Source organism: Polynucleobacter sp. HIN5 (genome assembly GCF_030297555.1).
Classification (GTDB): Bacteria; Pseudomonadota; Gammaproteobacteria; order Burkholderiales; family Burkholderiaceae; genus Polynucleobacter.
Genome location: NZ_AP028136.1, coordinates 147,219 through 163,300, shown reverse-complemented (window position 1 = coordinate 163,300; position 16,082 = coordinate 147,219). Strand labels below are relative to the sequence as shown.

The following is a 16,082-nucleotide window of genomic DNA, read 5'->3' as shown; positions in this document are numbered from 1 at the left end:
TTTGATGAATAAGCCCCTAGTTAAGTTAGCCCAGCCATGGCAGGATTGCCTAGCCCATGAGCAAGGCTTCAAACCCCTTCTAGAGCGGGCTAAAAAACATGACGCCCTAACCCATGCCGTTCAAAATGCCGTGCATTCTCTGGGTTTTGCATCCATCAGCCAATCCCTACTAGTTGAATGGCGTCCCGATCGCCCTAGTGAGCTAGTTTTGGTGGTACCGAATGCCACGATTGGCAGCCGTTTACACCAAATTGCCCCCAGTATTGCGAAAGAACTTAATCAACACCAATGGCTCATTCGTCAGGTTCAGGTGAAGGTAAAACCCAAGCAGTTAGCAGTGAAAACCAATCGAGTGGATGAAGATCCACCTGAATTTACCCAAGCAGCTCAACGTGCTTGGGAGGGGCTTTATCAAAAACTATCTCCGCAGTCATCCCTACGGCAATCAATCGAACGATTATTGAAAAATAGAAAATCTAAGCGTTGATGCTTTCGGGGGTTTGCAGAAAGGCCGCAGGGGCACTAGCCTTATCAAAGGTTTCGATCGAATACGAACTTGGGTCGTCTAAGAGCTTTCGTAATAGTGCGTTATTAAGTGCATGGCCCGACTTTTCTGCGGTGTACGCTCCGACAATGGGATGACCAGCTAGATAGAGATCTCCGATCGCGTCCAAAATTTTATGACGCACAAACTCATCGTCATAACGTAACTCTTCGTTATTTAAGATGCGATGCTCATCAAGCACAATCGCATTATCCAAACTACCACCGCGAGCTAAACCAATCTCACGCAAGGCTTCCACCTCATGCGCAAATCCAAAGGTGCGAGCTCGGCCAATCTCACTGCGATAGGCGTGTTCGGCAAAATCGACCACAAAACGCTGCCCCGTTTTATCAACTGCTGGGTGCTTAAAGTCAATCGTGAAATCCAACTTAAATCCAAAATGTGGCTCTAGGCGTGCTAATTTATTGCCTTCACGCACTTCCACCGCCTTTTGAATCACCATAAATTTGCGGGGTGCTTCTTGTTCAACAGTACCAGCGGACTCAATTAGAAAGAGAAAAGAGGCGGCACTACCATCCATGATCGGTACTTCTTCCGCATCGACCTCAATCAGTAAATTATCCAATCCCAAGCCCGAACAGGCCGAGAGCAAATGCTCAACCGTAGAAACCTTCACGCCTTGACTCTGGATCACTGACGCTAAACGGGTATCGCAGACTGCTAATGCGTGGGCTGGAATAGGAACTGCGTTAGGCATATCAACCCGCACGAACTGAATACCAAAATCAATTGGTGCGGGTTTAATGCTTAGCGTTGATTTACGACCAGAATGCAGGCCAATGCCGACCGTTTTGATCGGCTGCGCTAAGGTTTTTTGCTTGAGCACCATGGCCTACACAATATCAATTAAAGATGCTTTAAGGTATTTGCAGCATCACTGACTTCAAACTTACCGGGTGCCTCGAGTGCTAAATGCTTCACAACGCCGTTATCCACGATCATGGCATAGCGTTGTGAGCGAACACCAAGGCCCCGTGCGGTTAGGTCAAATTCCATACCTAACTTTTTGGTGAACTCAGCACTACCATCGCCCAACATACGCACTTTCTTACCAACCTTTAGATCCCGGCCCCAGGCGCCCATCACAAATGGATCATTCACAGAAACACACCAAATCTCATCAACACCTTTGGCTTTAATCGCATCAAAATGCTCCACAAATCCTGGAACATGCTTGGCTGAGCAGGTTGGTGTAAATGCGCCAGGCAAGGCAAAAATAACAATTTTTTTTCCAGCGGTTAATTTTTCAACTTCAAATGCATTGGGTCCCAAGGAACAGCCATCGCGCTCTTCATCAAAAAACTCGTAGAGGGTAGCGTTTGGTAATTTTTGTCCTACAGCAATCATGTGATCTCCATATCAATAGTGGTTTGGGGTGCTAACGCAGGCGCTGGATTCGTCGTCCGGAGGGGCGACTGAATTAGCAATCCTCGAACCCACTATTGTATGGTTTATTTATTAGTCTGCTTGCTTCCTTAAAAAGGCAGGTATCTCATAGTAATCCGCCCCTTTCTCAAGCATGGCCTTCGCTTGTGGCGAACTATCAGCACCAAGGCTTGGAGGCACAGACTCTCGAGAATTACGAAATACCTTTGGAACATCAAACTGACCATAATCAACTGCAGGATTAACTGGGGCAGCTGTGGTTGAGCCCATGGCGCTCGACGCTTGGGTCACATTACGGCTCATCGCAGCAGCTGGGCTAGTTGGGGCAAAATCACCCAAAGTGGTCATGGTTGGACTTGCATCATTCGTACCTGTTGCAGCTCGCCAGATTAACTGGGGTTGATCCTTTTGCAGGGATTGGGAACCATTGAGTCCAGTGGCCACTACGGTTACTCGTAGGGCATCGCCTAAGCTATCGTCATACACCGTTCCAAAAATGACCGTAGCATCTTCAGCAGCATACCCACGAATCGCAGCCATCACCTCACGGGTCTCGGATAACTTCAATGAACGACTGGCAGTGATATTGACCAATACGCCGCGTGCGCCAGATAAATCAACGCCTTCAAGCAGTGGCGATGCAACGGCTGCCTCTGCCGCCAAACGCGCCCGGTCCATTCCAGAAACTGTCGCCGTTCCCATCATGGCTTTACCCTGCTCACTCATGACAGTCTTCACATCTTCAAAGTCGACGTTGATTAAGCCCTGCTCATTAATGATTTCTGCAATACCAGATACCGCGTTATGCAATACATCGTCTGCACAAGCAAAGGCTTTATCAAATTCTGCATCTTCACCCATCACCTCAAAGAGCTTTTCATTTAAAACAACGATTAATGAGTCAACATGCTTTTCTAGCTCTTGCGCACCCATCTCTGCCACTTTTAAGCGCTTCACGCCCTCAAAGTCAAATGGTTTGCTAATCACGCCAACCGTTAAGATGCCCATTTCTTTAGCAACTTGAGCAACCACTGGGGCCGCCCCGGTTCCGGTACCGCCGCCCATCCCCGCGGTAATGAACACCATATGTGCGCCTTGCAATGCATCGGCAATACGCGAGCGGGCTTGCTCGGCAGATGCCGCGCCCACCTCTGGCTTCGCGCCAGCGCCCAAGCCAGTCTCGCCCAGTTGTAGGTTTAAGCTTGCTTGCGACCGCTGCAAGGCACCTGCATCGGTATTCATGCAAATAAACTCCACGCCGTTGACATTGCGACGAATCATGTGCTGGACAGCGTTGCCGCCAGCGCCTCCGACACCCACCACCTTGATGATGGTCTTGCCAGCTGTTTCTTGTTCTACCATTTCAAATTCCATAACACCCTCCTTAATAAGATCGGCTTTCCACCATGGATCACCGATTGACGACGACGAAAAAAATCAAAAATTTCCTGTAAACCATTCCTTCATGCGTGCAACCACGCCTTGTAAACTGCCGCCTTGGATTGCTCTGCGACCACGCATCATTTGCGCCTGCCCTTCCATGAGCAAACCAAGCCCGGTGGAGTACCGTGGGCTTCTCAATACTTCATGTAAATGACCGCGATACTCTGGTGCGCCAATGCGTGCGGGCTTTAAGAAAACCTGCTCTGCCAACTCAACCATGCCCGGCATCATGGCGGTGCCACCAGTCAACACGATTCCAGAAGAGACCATGTCTTCATAGCCAGACTCGCGGACAATGTTGCGAACTAAAGTAAAGAGTTCCTCAACCCGTGGCTCAATCACTGCCGCAAGCGCTTGTTTGGACATTGGGCGGGGCTCACGATCCCCCACGCCAGGAACATCGATCATGGCATTGGGGTCGGCCATATCCTGTTTGGCAACCCCATGATGAATCTTTAAATCCTCTGCCTCAATCGTTGGGGTTCGTAAGGCCATCGCGATGTCATTGGTAATTTGATCGCCAGCAATCGGAATCACTGCGGTGTGGCGAATCGATCCTTGACTGTAAATAGCGATGTCTGTTGTGCCACCACCAATATCAATTAATACAACGCCCAGTTCCTTTTCGTCTTCGGTCAGAACTGCCAAACTCGAAGCAAGGGGTTGCAAAATTAAATCATTGACTTCGAGACCACAGCGGCGGACACACTTCACAATATTTTGTGCCGCACTTACTGCTCCAGTCACGATATGCACCTTGACCTCTAAACGAATACCGCTCATCCCGATCGGCTCACGCACATCTTCTTGACCATCAATGATGAATTCCTGAATCAAGATATGAAGAATTTGCTGATCAGTAGGAATGTTGATCGCCTTAGCTGTTTCTAGAACACGCTCGACATCGCCAGTACCAACCTCCTTATCCCGAATCGCAACCATCCCACTCGAGTTAAAGCTCACAATGTGATTACCGGCGATACCTGTGTAAACCTGAGCAATGCGACGATCCGACATTAACTCTGCTTCCTCGAGTGCCTTCTGAATCGACTGGACTGTGGCTTCAATATTGACCACCACACCCTTTTTTAGTCCTTTTGAGGAGGTTTGCCCCAAACCCAATACATTGAATTGACCATCGGGGCTAAGCTCTGCAACCAAAGCCACTACTTTTGATGTACCAATATCTAATCCAACCAATAAATCGCGGCTGTCTTTACTCATTTCCATTCCTCGATGCGTTGCTCGTCATGACTCAAAATAGCGATTTGATATGCCTTCGGTATTTCAACTTTGATAGCGGGTGTGCTTGGTTTAGTGGGCGCTCCCACAATATGCACAGCAAACCCATTGGGATAGCGCAGATCGACTGCGTCAACCCGATTGGGCCATTTTTGCTGAACCTGCGGCCAATATTGCAAAAGCTGTGCAACGCGTTGATCCAGAGCACCTTTGGCTTGCTCCTCTTCGCGCCCAAACTCAATACGCACACCATTGCTCAGTTTGATATGCCAAGCATAGCGATCCGATAACGTTAATGATTTAACCTCGGCATCCCATGGTTTAAACCAAGTACTGGCTTTTTGATAAAGACGCAGTACTTCTTTGCTTGAACCATCCGGTCCACTAAATTCAATCAGAGGACTATTTTCATCAAGCTCCGCAACTGAGCCATCAAATACTTCACCATGAACATTGAGTAACTTTTGTTGATCGGCCTTGCCCCAAACTCCTAAGGGTTTTTGCTCTTCGATGCTAACAATCAAACCATTGGGCCAAGCACGGCGCACACTCGCATGGCGCACCCAAGGTAGTGCTTCGAAGGCATCCTTCACATCTTGCAAACGAACACTAAAAAAATTACCCTGAACTTTATCCAAAACCTGAGCTCGAACTGCAGGAAGATGCACATGCTTTAAGTCCTGATGACCAGCAGACTCAATCTGTAAATGCTTTAACGTAAATACGGGTTGCTGGCTGAGCCATATTAAGACGAATAGAGCAATAGCCAAAATAAAAAAGCGCACTAACCAACGCGTGATTTCTTGCATTCGTTGCGCATGATTCCAAATCGGTGCAATCGCAAAACCGATTGCCTCAGAGATCCGTTGCATCACCGTCATGATTGATCAACCCCCGGTGAAGAGGGCACACCTTCCAAGGTCTGACTTAAGATCCACATCACCAAATCGGCATAGGGAACGCCAGCTGCTTTAGCAGCCATCGGAACCAATGAGTGCGAGGTCATTCCAGGCGATGTGTTCATTTCCAGCAAATAGGGTTTGTTCTGATTTGCCGAATCGAGCATGACATCCGCACGCCCCCACATCCTGCAACCCAGCGCACGATAGGCTGATACTGCAAGCTCCTGAATCTGTCGCTCAAGTTCTGGATCAAGCCCTGGAGGGCAGCGATATTGCGTCTCATCTGAAAAATATTTGTGATGAAAGTCATAACCCGCTTCTGGGGGAATGATTTGAATGAGTGGCAGTGCTTGGGCGCTCTCACCCTGGCCCACAATCGGACAGGTGAGCTCTGGGCCAACGATGCAGGCCTCCGCCAAAACCCGTCGATCTAACTTAGCTGCCAACGCATAGGCAGCTGGAAGCTCTTCAATACGCCGCACCTTACTTAAACCTAATGAGGACCCCTCATGTGCGGGCTTCACAATCAAGGGCAGTCCTAAATGATGTACGACACGCTCCCAATGACTATCCTCAGTTAAGACCTCGTAGCGCGGCGTTGGTAATTGATGACTCAGCCAGATTTGCTTGGTCACCACCTTATCAATCGACAAGGCCGAGGCCAAAACGCCACTACCGGTATACGGGATATTGAGTAACTCAAGAAGACCCTGGATCGTGCCATCTTCACCATAACGGCCATGCAGTGAAATAAAGACACGATCAAATTGTTCGTTTGCAATCTCAACTGGACTGCGCACCCCTGGATCGAAAGCATGCGCATCAATACCCTTTTCTAAAAGCGCATTGAGTACTCCTTGACCAGACAAGAGAGAAATCTCACGCTCGGCAGAACGTCCGCCCATTAACACGCCAACACGCCCAAATTGTCTGGGGGTTAACTGGGCAAGTTGCGTAGCAACCTGCTGACCCCAAGAATGGATCGTTTGAGGATTAGCCATGGCCATTCTCCACGAGCATCTGGGGCAATTTGGAAATGGAGCCAGCGCCCATCGTAATCAAGACATCACCATTTTGGAGAAGTCCACTTAATGCAGCAGGAATCTCCTGAAGATCTTCAACCACTTGGACTGCAGTCGCTTTACCTAATGCTTTCATCAAGCTTTTACTGTCCGCACCGGCAATGCGTGCCTCACCAGCCGGATACACGTTGGTGAGGACCACCGCATCAAACTGGCGCAACACATTGACAAATTCACCAAAACAATCGCGAGTACGAGTAAATCGATGGGGCTGAAATGCTAAAACTAAACGCCGATTTGGATACGCGCCACGTGCAGCCGCTAAGGTTGCATTCATTTCAACGGGATGATGACCATAATCATCTATCAAGGTAAATACTCCGCCACCCGCTAACGCAATATCCCCATAGTGTTGGAACCGACGCCCGACACCGCTAAATTTTCCTAAGGCATTTGTAATTGCCTCATCACTCACGCCTAGTTCGGTTGCAATTCCAATCGCCGCTAATGCATTAAGAACATTGTGCTTACCCGGCAAATTAAGAACCATCGACAAGGGTCCGGGTCGGGGACCATGCCGCCGAATTGCGCGACGATGAACTGTAAAGTGCATTTGCGTGCCAACGGCTTTGATATCCGTTGCGCGAATATCAGCCTCTTCAGAAAATCCGTAGCGTAAGATTGGTTGCGAAACAAACGGCAGAATATCTCGAACATTACTATCTTCAATGCAAAGTACTGCGATTCCATAGAATGGCATGCGTTGCGTAAATTGCACAAAGGTTTGCTTTAAACGGGTCATATCGTGCTGATAGGTATCCATATGATCCGCATCGATATTGGTGATCACTTCCATGGCTGGATAGAGTTGCAAGAACGAGGCATCCGATTCATCGGCCTCCACCACAATGAAGTCACCCTGCCCTAAGCGTGCATTGACGCCCGCAGAATTTAACTTTCCACCAATCACGAAGGTTGGATCGAAGCCACCCTCTGCAAGGACCGAGGCAACTAAACTTGTTGTCGTGGTTTTGCCATGCGTACCAGCGATTGCGATTCCCTGCTTTAAACGCATTAACTCCCCAAGCATCACTGCGCGCTGGATCACCGGAATCCGATTGGCTCTTGCAGCAAGCACTTCTGGATTATTACCAGTGACCGCCGACGAAATTACCACTGCTTCGGCATCGCCGATATTCTTCGCATCGTGCCCAATCGTAATTTGTGCGCCCAAACCAATTAATCGCTTAGTCACCGCGGACTCCGCTAAATCCGATCCGGAAACGCGATAGCCTAAATTGAGCAGCACTTCGGCAATGCCGCACATGCCGGCTCCGCCAATTCCTACAAAATGAATGTGCTGAACGATATGCTTCATCGAGCGCACTCCTCGCAAATTGAGGCTACTTCCTCGGTCGCACGAAACTTTGCAAGCGCCTGCGCTTTCATGGCCATTTCAGCTAAATCCTCGCGCTGCAATCCAAGAATCAAGTTTGCCAACGTAGCTGCGTCTAACTCCGTTTGAGACATCAGCATTGCTGCCTTTGCATCGGACAAAAAACGAGCATTGGCGGTCTGGTGATCATCAATTGCGTACGGAAATGGCACAAAACAAGCAGCAACCCCAGCAGCCGAGATCTCGGCTACGGTCATTGCACCAGCACGGCAAATCACTAAATCAGCTTTGGCATAGGCCTCAGCCATGTCCTCAATGAATGGCTTTAGTTCGCCACGGACGCCCAATTGTTGATATTTTTTAGTCACTGCTTCCAAATGCTGCTCACCCGTCTGATGCATCACGTTTGGACGCTGATCGTCTGGCAATAAGGCTAGCGCTTCTGGGACCACTGTATTGAGTGCGGCAGCCCCCAAACTTCCACCAACCACAAGTAAATGCAGTGGGCCCTGACGCATTGCATAGCGCGCCTTACAATCACCCAGCACTTCAAAGCTCCCTCGAATCGGATTACCCACCCACTGGCCATGTTCGAGTGTGTGCGGAAATCCAGTGAGGACTCGGTCAGCAAATCGTGCCAACACTCGGTTTGCACTTCCAGCTACCGAGTTGGCCTCATGCAGCACCAAAGGCCGACCCATTAAGTAGCTCACTAAACCCCCTGGGAAGGTGATATAGCCCCCCATACCTAACACCACACTTGGCTTCAAGCGACGCAAAATTTTCCAGCTTTGCATCATGGCGCGCACCAACCGAAAGGGCATCAGCAGCTTTGTCAGCATTCCCTTGCCCCGCAAGCCGCCAAATTGCACGCCCTCAAAAGTAAATCCTTTTGCAGGTACTAAGCGATATTCCATACCACTAGGGTTGCCCATCCACGACACGGACCAACCCTGCTTACGCAAATACTCTGCAACGGCTAATCCCGGGAAAATATGTCCACCCGTTCCCCCGGCCATGACTAAAACAGAGCGCGTAACGAGGGTCATAGCTTACCTCCGCGCATCAAAATTCGGTTCTCGTAATCAATCTTTAATAAGACCGCGAAAGCCACCATATTCATCAAAATGGCTGAACCCCCATAACTTACGAGCGGTAAAGTTAATCCTTTAGTTGGCAAGATGCCTAAATTCACACCCATATTGATAAACGTTTGCCAACCGATCCAAATACCAATGCCTTTGGCGCACAAGCCCGCAAAGCTACGATCCAATTGCAATGCAGTACGCCCAATCAGAAATGCCCGACGCACGACCCAATAAAAAAGCAGAATCACTACAAATACACCCACAAAACCGAGTTCTTCCCCAATCACAGCCAAGATGAAGTCGGTGTGCGCTTCAGGTAAGTAATGCAACTTCTCAACACTACCTCCCAAACCAACACCAAACCATTCACCACGTCCAAAGGCCATCAAGGAGTGAACCAATTGATAACCCTTGCGCGCAGCATGCTCGGCTTGCCAAGGATCTAAGAATGCAAAAATGCGCTGACGCCTAAACTCGGATAATGCGATCACGGTCGCCACAATCACAACACCTACAATCGTTAAGCCAGCAAATAATTTGGCATTGATACCGCCTAAGAACAAAATGCCCATGGCAATGATGGCAATCACCATGAGGGCTCCCATATCGGGTTCAAGCATCAGCAATAGCCCAACCAAGGCAACTGCAAGACCCATGGGTACGAAGCCCTTTACAAAGGAGTGCAGATGCTCCTGGCGTTTGACGGTATAACTGGCCGCAAAGATAATGACGGCGAATTTCATCAGCTCGGATGGTTGGAAATTCATCACGCCCAAGGAAATCCAACGCCGCGCTCCATTTACACCCTTACCGATTCCAGGAATCAAAACAGCAATTAAGAGCAAAATGGTGACTGCAAAAATATAGGGAGCCAACTTATCCCAAGTTTTCACCGGAATCTTAAAGACCCAAAACCCAACAAACACCGCAATTCCAAGCGAGATCAAATGCCGAATCAAAAAGTGATTACTACTGTAGTTGGCATATTTGGGACCATCTGCCAAGGTAATCGAGGCCGAATAAACCATGACCAATCCAATAAGACTCAGGGATAAAACTGCCCAAACTAGTAATTGGTCATATTCCATCATGCGCGATCGAGTTTGCTCAACGCCGGATACCGCGTCTCGTAATCCAGAACGAAAGCCATCAAAGCCTTCGCGCGAGATATTCCAAAAACGGTTCTGACGAATATTCATGCCGATGCCCCTAGATGTTCATTGGGACTATTACTCCATTGATTCGCGAGTTCATGAACAGCATCCACAAACACGTCCGCACGGTGTTGATAGTTTTTAAACATATCAAAGCTCGCACACGCCGGAGATAACAAAACAAGGTCACCCGCTGATGCATATTGAGCTGCCGACTGAACAGCTGACTCCAAATCCTTTGCATCGATCACTTGTAAATTGCCTCGGCTGATCGCGCTTGAGCATACTGACTTAATGGCTGGGCCATCACGGCCTATCACGATGAGGCCTTTTACAAATCGATCGATCGGTTCAGATAAGGGAGCAAAATCTTGGCCTTTTCCATCACCGCCCGCAATGAGCCATATATTTTTTTGGCCTGAGGCAGCCCCTAGGCCCATCAATGCAGCAACGGTTGCTCCCACATTGGTACCCTTACTATCGTCAATGTATTCCACATCTTGAATCACAGCAATGGTTTGAACCCGATGCGGTTCGCCCTGGTACTCACGTAAGCCATGTAAAAGTAAGCTAATCCCTAAACCTGCAGCACGGGCAAGAGCAAGTGCGGCAAGTGCATTGAGGGCATTGTGTCGACCTCGAATACGAAGCGCATCTGCTGGAATTAACCGCTTGAGTCGTAAGGTATCTGCCTCTTCATACGCATTATTTTTCCTACGACGGCGACGCTTTATGAATCCCTCTTGCGCCTCCTCCTGCTCCATCGCTTGGGTCGCTTCGTCAGGCTCCGCCCAAACCAACCAATCGATTCCACCACCATTTAAATCACGCTCAATACCAAATGAGTCACTCTCCGTTGGCGTGTCACTTCCAAAAGAGATAACCTTATGATCGACTGTATGACTAAATACTTCATTCACTAGTAAATCATCTCGATTTAGAACTAAAACTGAATCCCTTCCTAAAATGCGAGCCTTCGCAGCAGCATAGGACTTCATATCGCCATGCCAATCTAAGTGATCCTGCGAGAGATTAAGAATGGTTGCGGCTGTTGGATTCAGAGTGTGGGTAAAGTGCAACTGAAAACTCGATAACTCCAATACCCAGATGTGAGGCAAATCAGCAAAACTATCTGCCTCATTCAATGCACTACTCAATTTTTCAAGAGCGGCTGGACTAATATTGCCAGCCAAAGCAACACGGCGACCTGCTCGTTCACAAATCTGAGCCGTTAATGCGCTCGTGGTTGTTTTGCCATTGGTACCAGTGATTGCCAGAATGTTAGGCTGATACTTCGTGTCAGCTTCTAAAGCCATCCGACTCAAAGCAGCAAGTGAGCGAGCAAAAAATTCGATTTCGCTCCAAACAGGGATCTTGCGCTCCTCGCAGATGGCTAAAAATGAATTAGCGGGCTCTTGCAGTGGCGATAAGCCAGGGCTGATTCCTAAAATATCAGCTTGCTCGAGCAATCCCTTCCAATCGCTTACTTCAGGGGTAAAGGACTTGAGTCCCTCATCCTTAAGCTCACTAAGCCAAGTTTGTTGTTGTGAATTTAGCTTCGAGAGAGGGCGTGTATCAGCAAGTTGTACTTGTGCGCCCTGGCTTAAGCACCACTTCGCCATGGCATAGCCAGATTCACCTAAACCCACAATTAGGATTTGTGGTGAAGTTAGTCTGGCGAACTCATCGCCATGGCTGGAACTAAATGGGTAAAGTAAGCGCTGGTTCATCGTATTAATCGTTTCTCACCGTAACTTAAGGCTTGACAAGCCAACGAGTACCAACAAAATCGTAATGATCCAAAAACGCACAACTACTTGCGTCTCGCGCCATCCGCCAAGTTCAAAATGATGATGCAAAGGCGCCATCCGGAAAATACGTCGTCCTTCACCATAATATTTTTTGGTGAACTTGAACCATAGAACTTGCATCATCACCGAGACTGTTTCAGCAACGAAAATCCCGCCCATCACAAAGAGAACAATCTCTTGACGAACAATGACTGCGATGGTTCCTAGGGCGCCGCCCAGAGCGAGAGCGCCTACGTCACCCATAAAAACTTGGGCGGGATGCGCGTTGTACCAAAGAAATGCTAGGCCTGCACCACCCATTGCTCCACAAAAGATTAATAGTTCACCGGCACCCGGAATATGAGGAAATAGCAAATACTTCGCGTAGATTGAGTTACCCATAACATAGGCAAAGGCTCCTAGTGCAGCGCCCACCAAAATCACGGGCATGATGACTAAACCATCTAGGCCATCGGTTAAGTTCACCGCGTTACTGCTACCTACGATGACTAAGTAACTCAAAATGATGAAGCCCATGACGCCCAAGGGGTAGCTCACTTCTTTCATAAAGGGTACGGTTAAGTTTGACTTGGCTGGCAGATCTAAGGAAAAGCCGCTCTCGACCCAACTCATGAATAACTGTAGAACCTTCAGGTTATTGACTTCTGAAACCGAGAACGCTAAATAAATTGCTGCAAATAAACCAATCAAGGTTTGCCAAAAGAATTTTTCTTTCGAAGGCATCCCTTTGGGATTCTTATAGACCACTTTGCGATAGTCATCGACCCAACCAATCGCACCAAAACCAAAGGTCACTAGCATGACGATCCAAATAAAGCGATTACTTAAATCAGCCCACAATATGCAAGAGATAAAAATACCAATGAGGATTAATATGCCGCCCATAGTAGGGGTGCCAACCTTCGCTAAATGCGATTGCGGTCCATCGGTACGGACCGCTTGATCCACTTTCATCATGGTCAACTTCCGAATGACCCAAGGACCAAAGACAAGACCAATCAGAAGTGCGGTCATCGTCGCCATCACGGCACGAAAGGTAATATATGAGAAGACCCGGAAAAATCCATAATCGTCTTGTAACCATTGGGCCAAGATCAAGAGCATGGTTTCACTCCCTCAATGAGAGCTTGCACTACCCGCTCCATCCGCATAAATCGGGATCCTTTAACTAAGATACAAACATTACGTTGGTCAAATTGCCTAAGATTCTGAAGCAACTCGCGATTCAATAAATCAATGTCATCAAAATGACGTGCATCCCCAGTAGGTCTCTCACGTAAATATGCTGTATGACTTTCTTTCGTTAGAGAACCAATCGTCTTGAAATGCTCAATACCGCATTGCGCCGTGTACTTCCCAAGTTCCTGATGAAAAGCGGGGCCCTGCGAACCCACTTCTCCCATGTCACCTAAAACGAGGTGGCGCTCACCACGAAAAGCTGCTAATGCCTTAACAGCGGCTTCGACCGAATCTGGATTAGCGTTATAGGTATCGTTGATGAGTTCGATATTCTGGGATATCGTGATCCGCTGCATCCGACCCGATACAGGCATGAATTGCCCTAAGCCGGCTTTAATTTGCGACAACGGAATTTGTGCAGCAATAGCCACAGCAGTAGCGGCTAAGGCATTACGGTAGTTATGCTCCCCAAGTGTATTGAGTTTCACCTGAATCGAACCGATTGATGTTCGAACTTGAATCTGACCATCCGCAAGTAAATAACCATCAATCACGGAATCTGATTCCAAATTTGTATTAGGGGCCTGATCTAACCAGCGAAACTCTAAATGCCGTTTGCAAGCGCAAGCTCCTTTCCATAAAGCGGTATATGGGGTATCTGCTGGAAATACACCTACGCCATCAGACCGAAGTGCACGTAAAGCATCTGCATGCTCATGCGCCACCGCATCAACGGTTTCCATGAACTCTTGATGCTCTCGTTGCGCGTTATTAATGAGTGCAATGGTTGGGCGAGCGATCATTGCAAGCTCGGCAGTCTCTCCCGGATGATTCATGCCTAACTCAATCACGGCTAGGCGATGCGAAGGACGAAGCTTTAATAATGTAAGCGGCAAACCAATATCGTTATTTAAATTTCCTTCGGTCACAAGCAATTCAGACGGGCTAACTGCTTCTCTGAAAATTGCTGCAATCATTTCCTTGACGGTTGTTTTGCCATTACTTCCGGTCACCACTGCCAGAGGCAATGCAAACTGAGCTCGCCATGCGGCGGCAAGCTCTCCGAGTCCCTTGCGGGTATCGTCTACATAAACAGCTGGCAAACTTGTTGGGCAGGATGTTTTTTCACTAATCAAGGCAGCAGAAGCACCGTGCTCGGCCACAGCACTTAAGAAACTGTGCGCATCAAAGCGATCGCCTTTAAGTGCTACAAAAAGCTCTCCGGTTGAAAGATGACGACTATCGGTTCCAACCTGACTAATTAGTTGATCGCGTGCTTCAACCATACCTATGTTATGCAATTGACTATTTGGAAGTAAGGCATGGATATGAGCAAGATTAGTCATGGTTGGAATGGCTTGCATCAAACCGCTCCTCCACTCACCAGCCGCAAATGCGCTTGATCCGAAAAGTCAAAACGTTTTCCCTGAATTTCTTGAGTGGTCTCATGGCCCTTACCGGCAACTAGAACAACATCGTGGGCTTGAGCTTGTCTAACTGCGGTCATGATGGCTGCAGCGCGATCTGCAATGAGCTCAACGGATGAGGTGTGATGGTCACTCATACCAGCCACAATCATATTCATGATGTCTTGTGGGTCTTCGGAGCGTGGGTTATCACTTGTAATGATCACATGATCAGCGATCGATTGCGCAACTGTACCCATCATGGAGCGCTTTTCTTGATCCCGATCACCACCACAGCCAAATACGCACAACAATTTTCCTCCGCGCCCTTGCGCAATGGGCTTTAAGGTTTCTAAAACTTTTTGTAATGCGTCAGGGGTGTGGGCGTAATCAACCACCATCAATGGGGTGTCTGCGCGATCACTGTGAATCACTTCCATGCGACCTAAAACAGGTTTTAGGTTCGAGAGTCGCTTCAGTGCATCTGGAATTCTAAAGACCATCAGGGTTGAAATCACGGCTAAGGCATTACTTAAATTAAATTTGCCTAATACAGGAATAGTGACCGAATGATTGACTCCATCAATACTCAACTGACATTGATAGGCATTCTTTCCAAATGTGTACTCCTGAAAATATATAGCTTTGAAGCGGCTTTGTAATTTTTCTAATCCCTGAAATGAGCTTTGAGACATACCGTATGCCCAAATCTCCACACCCTCGCGCGTGGCCATACTCATTAGTAGCTCGCGTCCAAAGGAATCATCAATATTGATCACAACATTCTTTGGATGAAAATCAAGAAAAAGTCGGGCTTTTGCGGCACCATACTCTGCCATGCTGCCGTGATAATCCAAGTGATCACGGCTAAGATTCGTAAAGACGGCGCAAGCAAAGTGAGTGCCATTCACACGTCCTTGCTCTAGGGCATGTGAAGATACCTCGAGCGCAATATATTCAGCCCCTTTTGCTTTTAAGCTAGCAAGCTCCATTTGTAGGCGGGGCGCATCTGGGGTGGTGTACCCCAGTCCTTGTAATTGGTTTGGAAAGCCACTACCGAGTGTACCGATCACGGCAGCTCTCTCAGATAAGCATTGTGCAAGCCATTGGGTCACACTGGTCTTACCATTCGTGCCAGTCACGCCAATCACTGGCACCACCTCACTGGGCTTGCCATACCACACTGAACTTAACCATCCAGCATGCTTGGCAAGCTCAGGAACCGCAATGCAACGCTCATCCAAATCGGATTCCCAAGCAAGGTTTTGTGCTTCATCAGTGTTTGGTTGATATAACACATAGGTAGCCCCTCGGGAGAGTGCCTGAGCGATATAAATCCGTCCATCTCGGAGGGCCTTCCCGTGTCCAACCGAGTAGGCTAGAAACACATCGCCCTTTGTAATAAGACGGGTATCTGCAACCAATTTGGCGCTGGGTACAAGGCTTAGCCTTAAATAAGGCAATACATCGCGATGGGTCATTTGCATA

General features: G+C 48.3%; 14 protein-coding genes. 1 reads left to right on the top strand and 13 read right to left on the bottom strand.

Annotated elements, in window-relative coordinates; all coding sequences use genetic code 11:
• The first annotated feature begins 4 nt into the window (after positions 1 to 4).
• Positions 5 to 487, top strand: a complete 483-nt coding sequence (locus tag QUE61_RS00895; protein ID WP_286307099.1) for a hypothetical protein — start codon at positions 5 to 7, stop codon at positions 485 to 487.
• On the opposite strand, the gene lpxC is transcribed toward QUE61_RS00895, so the two are convergent.
• The 13 genes from lpxC to QUE61_RS00830 all read right to left on the bottom strand — a co-directional run bounded on the left by lpxC (position 477) and on the right by QUE61_RS00830 (position 16,075).
• Positions 477 to 1,391, bottom strand: coding sequence for a UDP-3-O-acyl-N-acetylglucosamine deacetylase (gene lpxC / locus QUE61_RS00890; RefSeq protein WP_286308221.1), 915 nt, complete (start codon positions 1,389 to 1,391; stop codon positions 477 to 479). The genes QUE61_RS00895 and lpxC overlap by 11 nt on opposite strands.
• Before the next feature lie 20 nt (positions 1,392 to 1,411).
• Positions 1,412 to 1,912, bottom strand: coding sequence for a peroxiredoxin (locus QUE61_RS00885; protein ID WP_286307098.1), 501 nt, complete (start codon positions 1,910 to 1,912; stop codon positions 1,412 to 1,414).
• A gap of 111 nt (positions 1,913 to 2,023) precedes the next feature.
• Positions 2,024 to 3,325 (bottom strand): cell division protein FtsZ, encoded by a 1,302-nt coding sequence (gene ftsZ / locus QUE61_RS00880; RefSeq protein WP_286307097.1) that lies wholly within the window; start codon positions 3,323 to 3,325, stop codon positions 2,024 to 2,026.
• 63 nt (positions 3,326 to 3,388) lie between these two features.
• A complete protein-coding gene (gene ftsA, locus QUE61_RS00875) occupies positions 3,389 to 4,618 on the bottom strand; it encodes a cell division protein FtsA (RefSeq protein WP_108507703.1) in 1,230 nt (409 codons plus the stop codon).
• Positions 4,615 to 5,517, bottom strand: coding sequence for a cell division protein FtsQ/DivIB (locus QUE61_RS00870; protein WP_286307096.1), 903 nt, complete (start codon positions 5,515 to 5,517; stop codon positions 4,615 to 4,617). The genes ftsA and QUE61_RS00870 overlap by 4 nt, the downstream gene beginning before the upstream one ends.
• Positions 5,514 to 6,539 (bottom strand): D-alanine--D-alanine ligase, encoded by a 1,026-nt coding sequence (locus QUE61_RS00865; RefSeq protein ID WP_286307095.1) that lies wholly within the window; start codon positions 6,537 to 6,539, stop codon positions 5,514 to 5,516. The genes QUE61_RS00870 and QUE61_RS00865 overlap by 4 nt, the downstream gene beginning before the upstream one ends.
• Entirely contained in the window at positions 6,532 to 7,938 is a 1,407-nt protein-coding gene (gene murC / locus QUE61_RS00860; protein ID WP_286307094.1) for a UDP-N-acetylmuramate--L-alanine ligase, read from the bottom strand. Before murC ends, QUE61_RS00865 begins: the two co-directional genes overlap by 8 nt.
• On the bottom strand, positions 7,935 to 9,005 hold the full coding sequence (gene murG / locus QUE61_RS00855) for an undecaprenyldiphospho-muramoylpentapeptide beta-N-acetylglucosaminyltransferase (RefSeq protein ID WP_286307093.1): 1,071 nt from the start codon (positions 9,003 to 9,005) through the stop codon (positions 7,935 to 7,937). Before murG ends, murC begins: the two co-directional genes overlap by 4 nt.
• Positions 9,002 to 10,243 carry a putative lipid II flippase FtsW gene (gene ftsW / locus QUE61_RS00850; protein WP_286307092.1) on the bottom strand — a complete coding sequence of 414 codons (1,242 nt, stop codon included), beginning with the start codon at positions 10,241 to 10,243 and terminating at the stop codon, positions 9,002 to 9,004. The genes murG and ftsW overlap by 4 nt, the downstream gene beginning before the upstream one ends.
• The gene (gene murD / locus QUE61_RS00845) at positions 10,240 to 11,928 is read right to left on the bottom strand and encodes a UDP-N-acetylmuramoyl-L-alanine--D-glutamate ligase (protein WP_286307091.1); all 1,689 of its coding nucleotides are present in this window, start codon (positions 11,926 to 11,928) and stop codon (positions 10,240 to 10,242) included. The genes ftsW and murD overlap by 4 nt, the downstream gene beginning before the upstream one ends.
• Positions 11,929 to 11,943: 15 nt before the next feature.
• Positions 11,944 to 13,113 carry a phospho-N-acetylmuramoyl-pentapeptide-transferase gene (gene mraY, locus QUE61_RS00840; RefSeq protein WP_286307090.1) on the bottom strand — a complete coding sequence of 390 codons (1,170 nt, stop codon included), beginning with the start codon at positions 13,111 to 13,113 and terminating at the stop codon, positions 11,944 to 11,946.
• Positions 13,104 to 14,552 carry a UDP-N-acetylmuramoyl-tripeptide--D-alanyl-D-alanine ligase gene (locus QUE61_RS00835; RefSeq protein ID WP_286307089.1) on the bottom strand — a complete coding sequence of 483 codons (1,449 nt, stop codon included), beginning with the start codon at positions 14,550 to 14,552 and terminating at the stop codon, positions 13,104 to 13,106. Before QUE61_RS00835 ends, mraY begins: the two co-directional genes overlap by 10 nt.
• Positions 14,552 to 16,075 (bottom strand): UDP-N-acetylmuramoyl-L-alanyl-D-glutamate--2,6-diaminopimelate ligase, encoded by a 1,524-nt coding sequence (locus tag QUE61_RS00830; RefSeq protein ID WP_286307088.1) that lies wholly within the window; start codon positions 16,073 to 16,075, stop codon positions 14,552 to 14,554. Before QUE61_RS00830 ends, QUE61_RS00835 begins: the two co-directional genes overlap by 1 nt.
• Positions 16,076 to 16,082 lie beyond the last annotated feature (7 nt).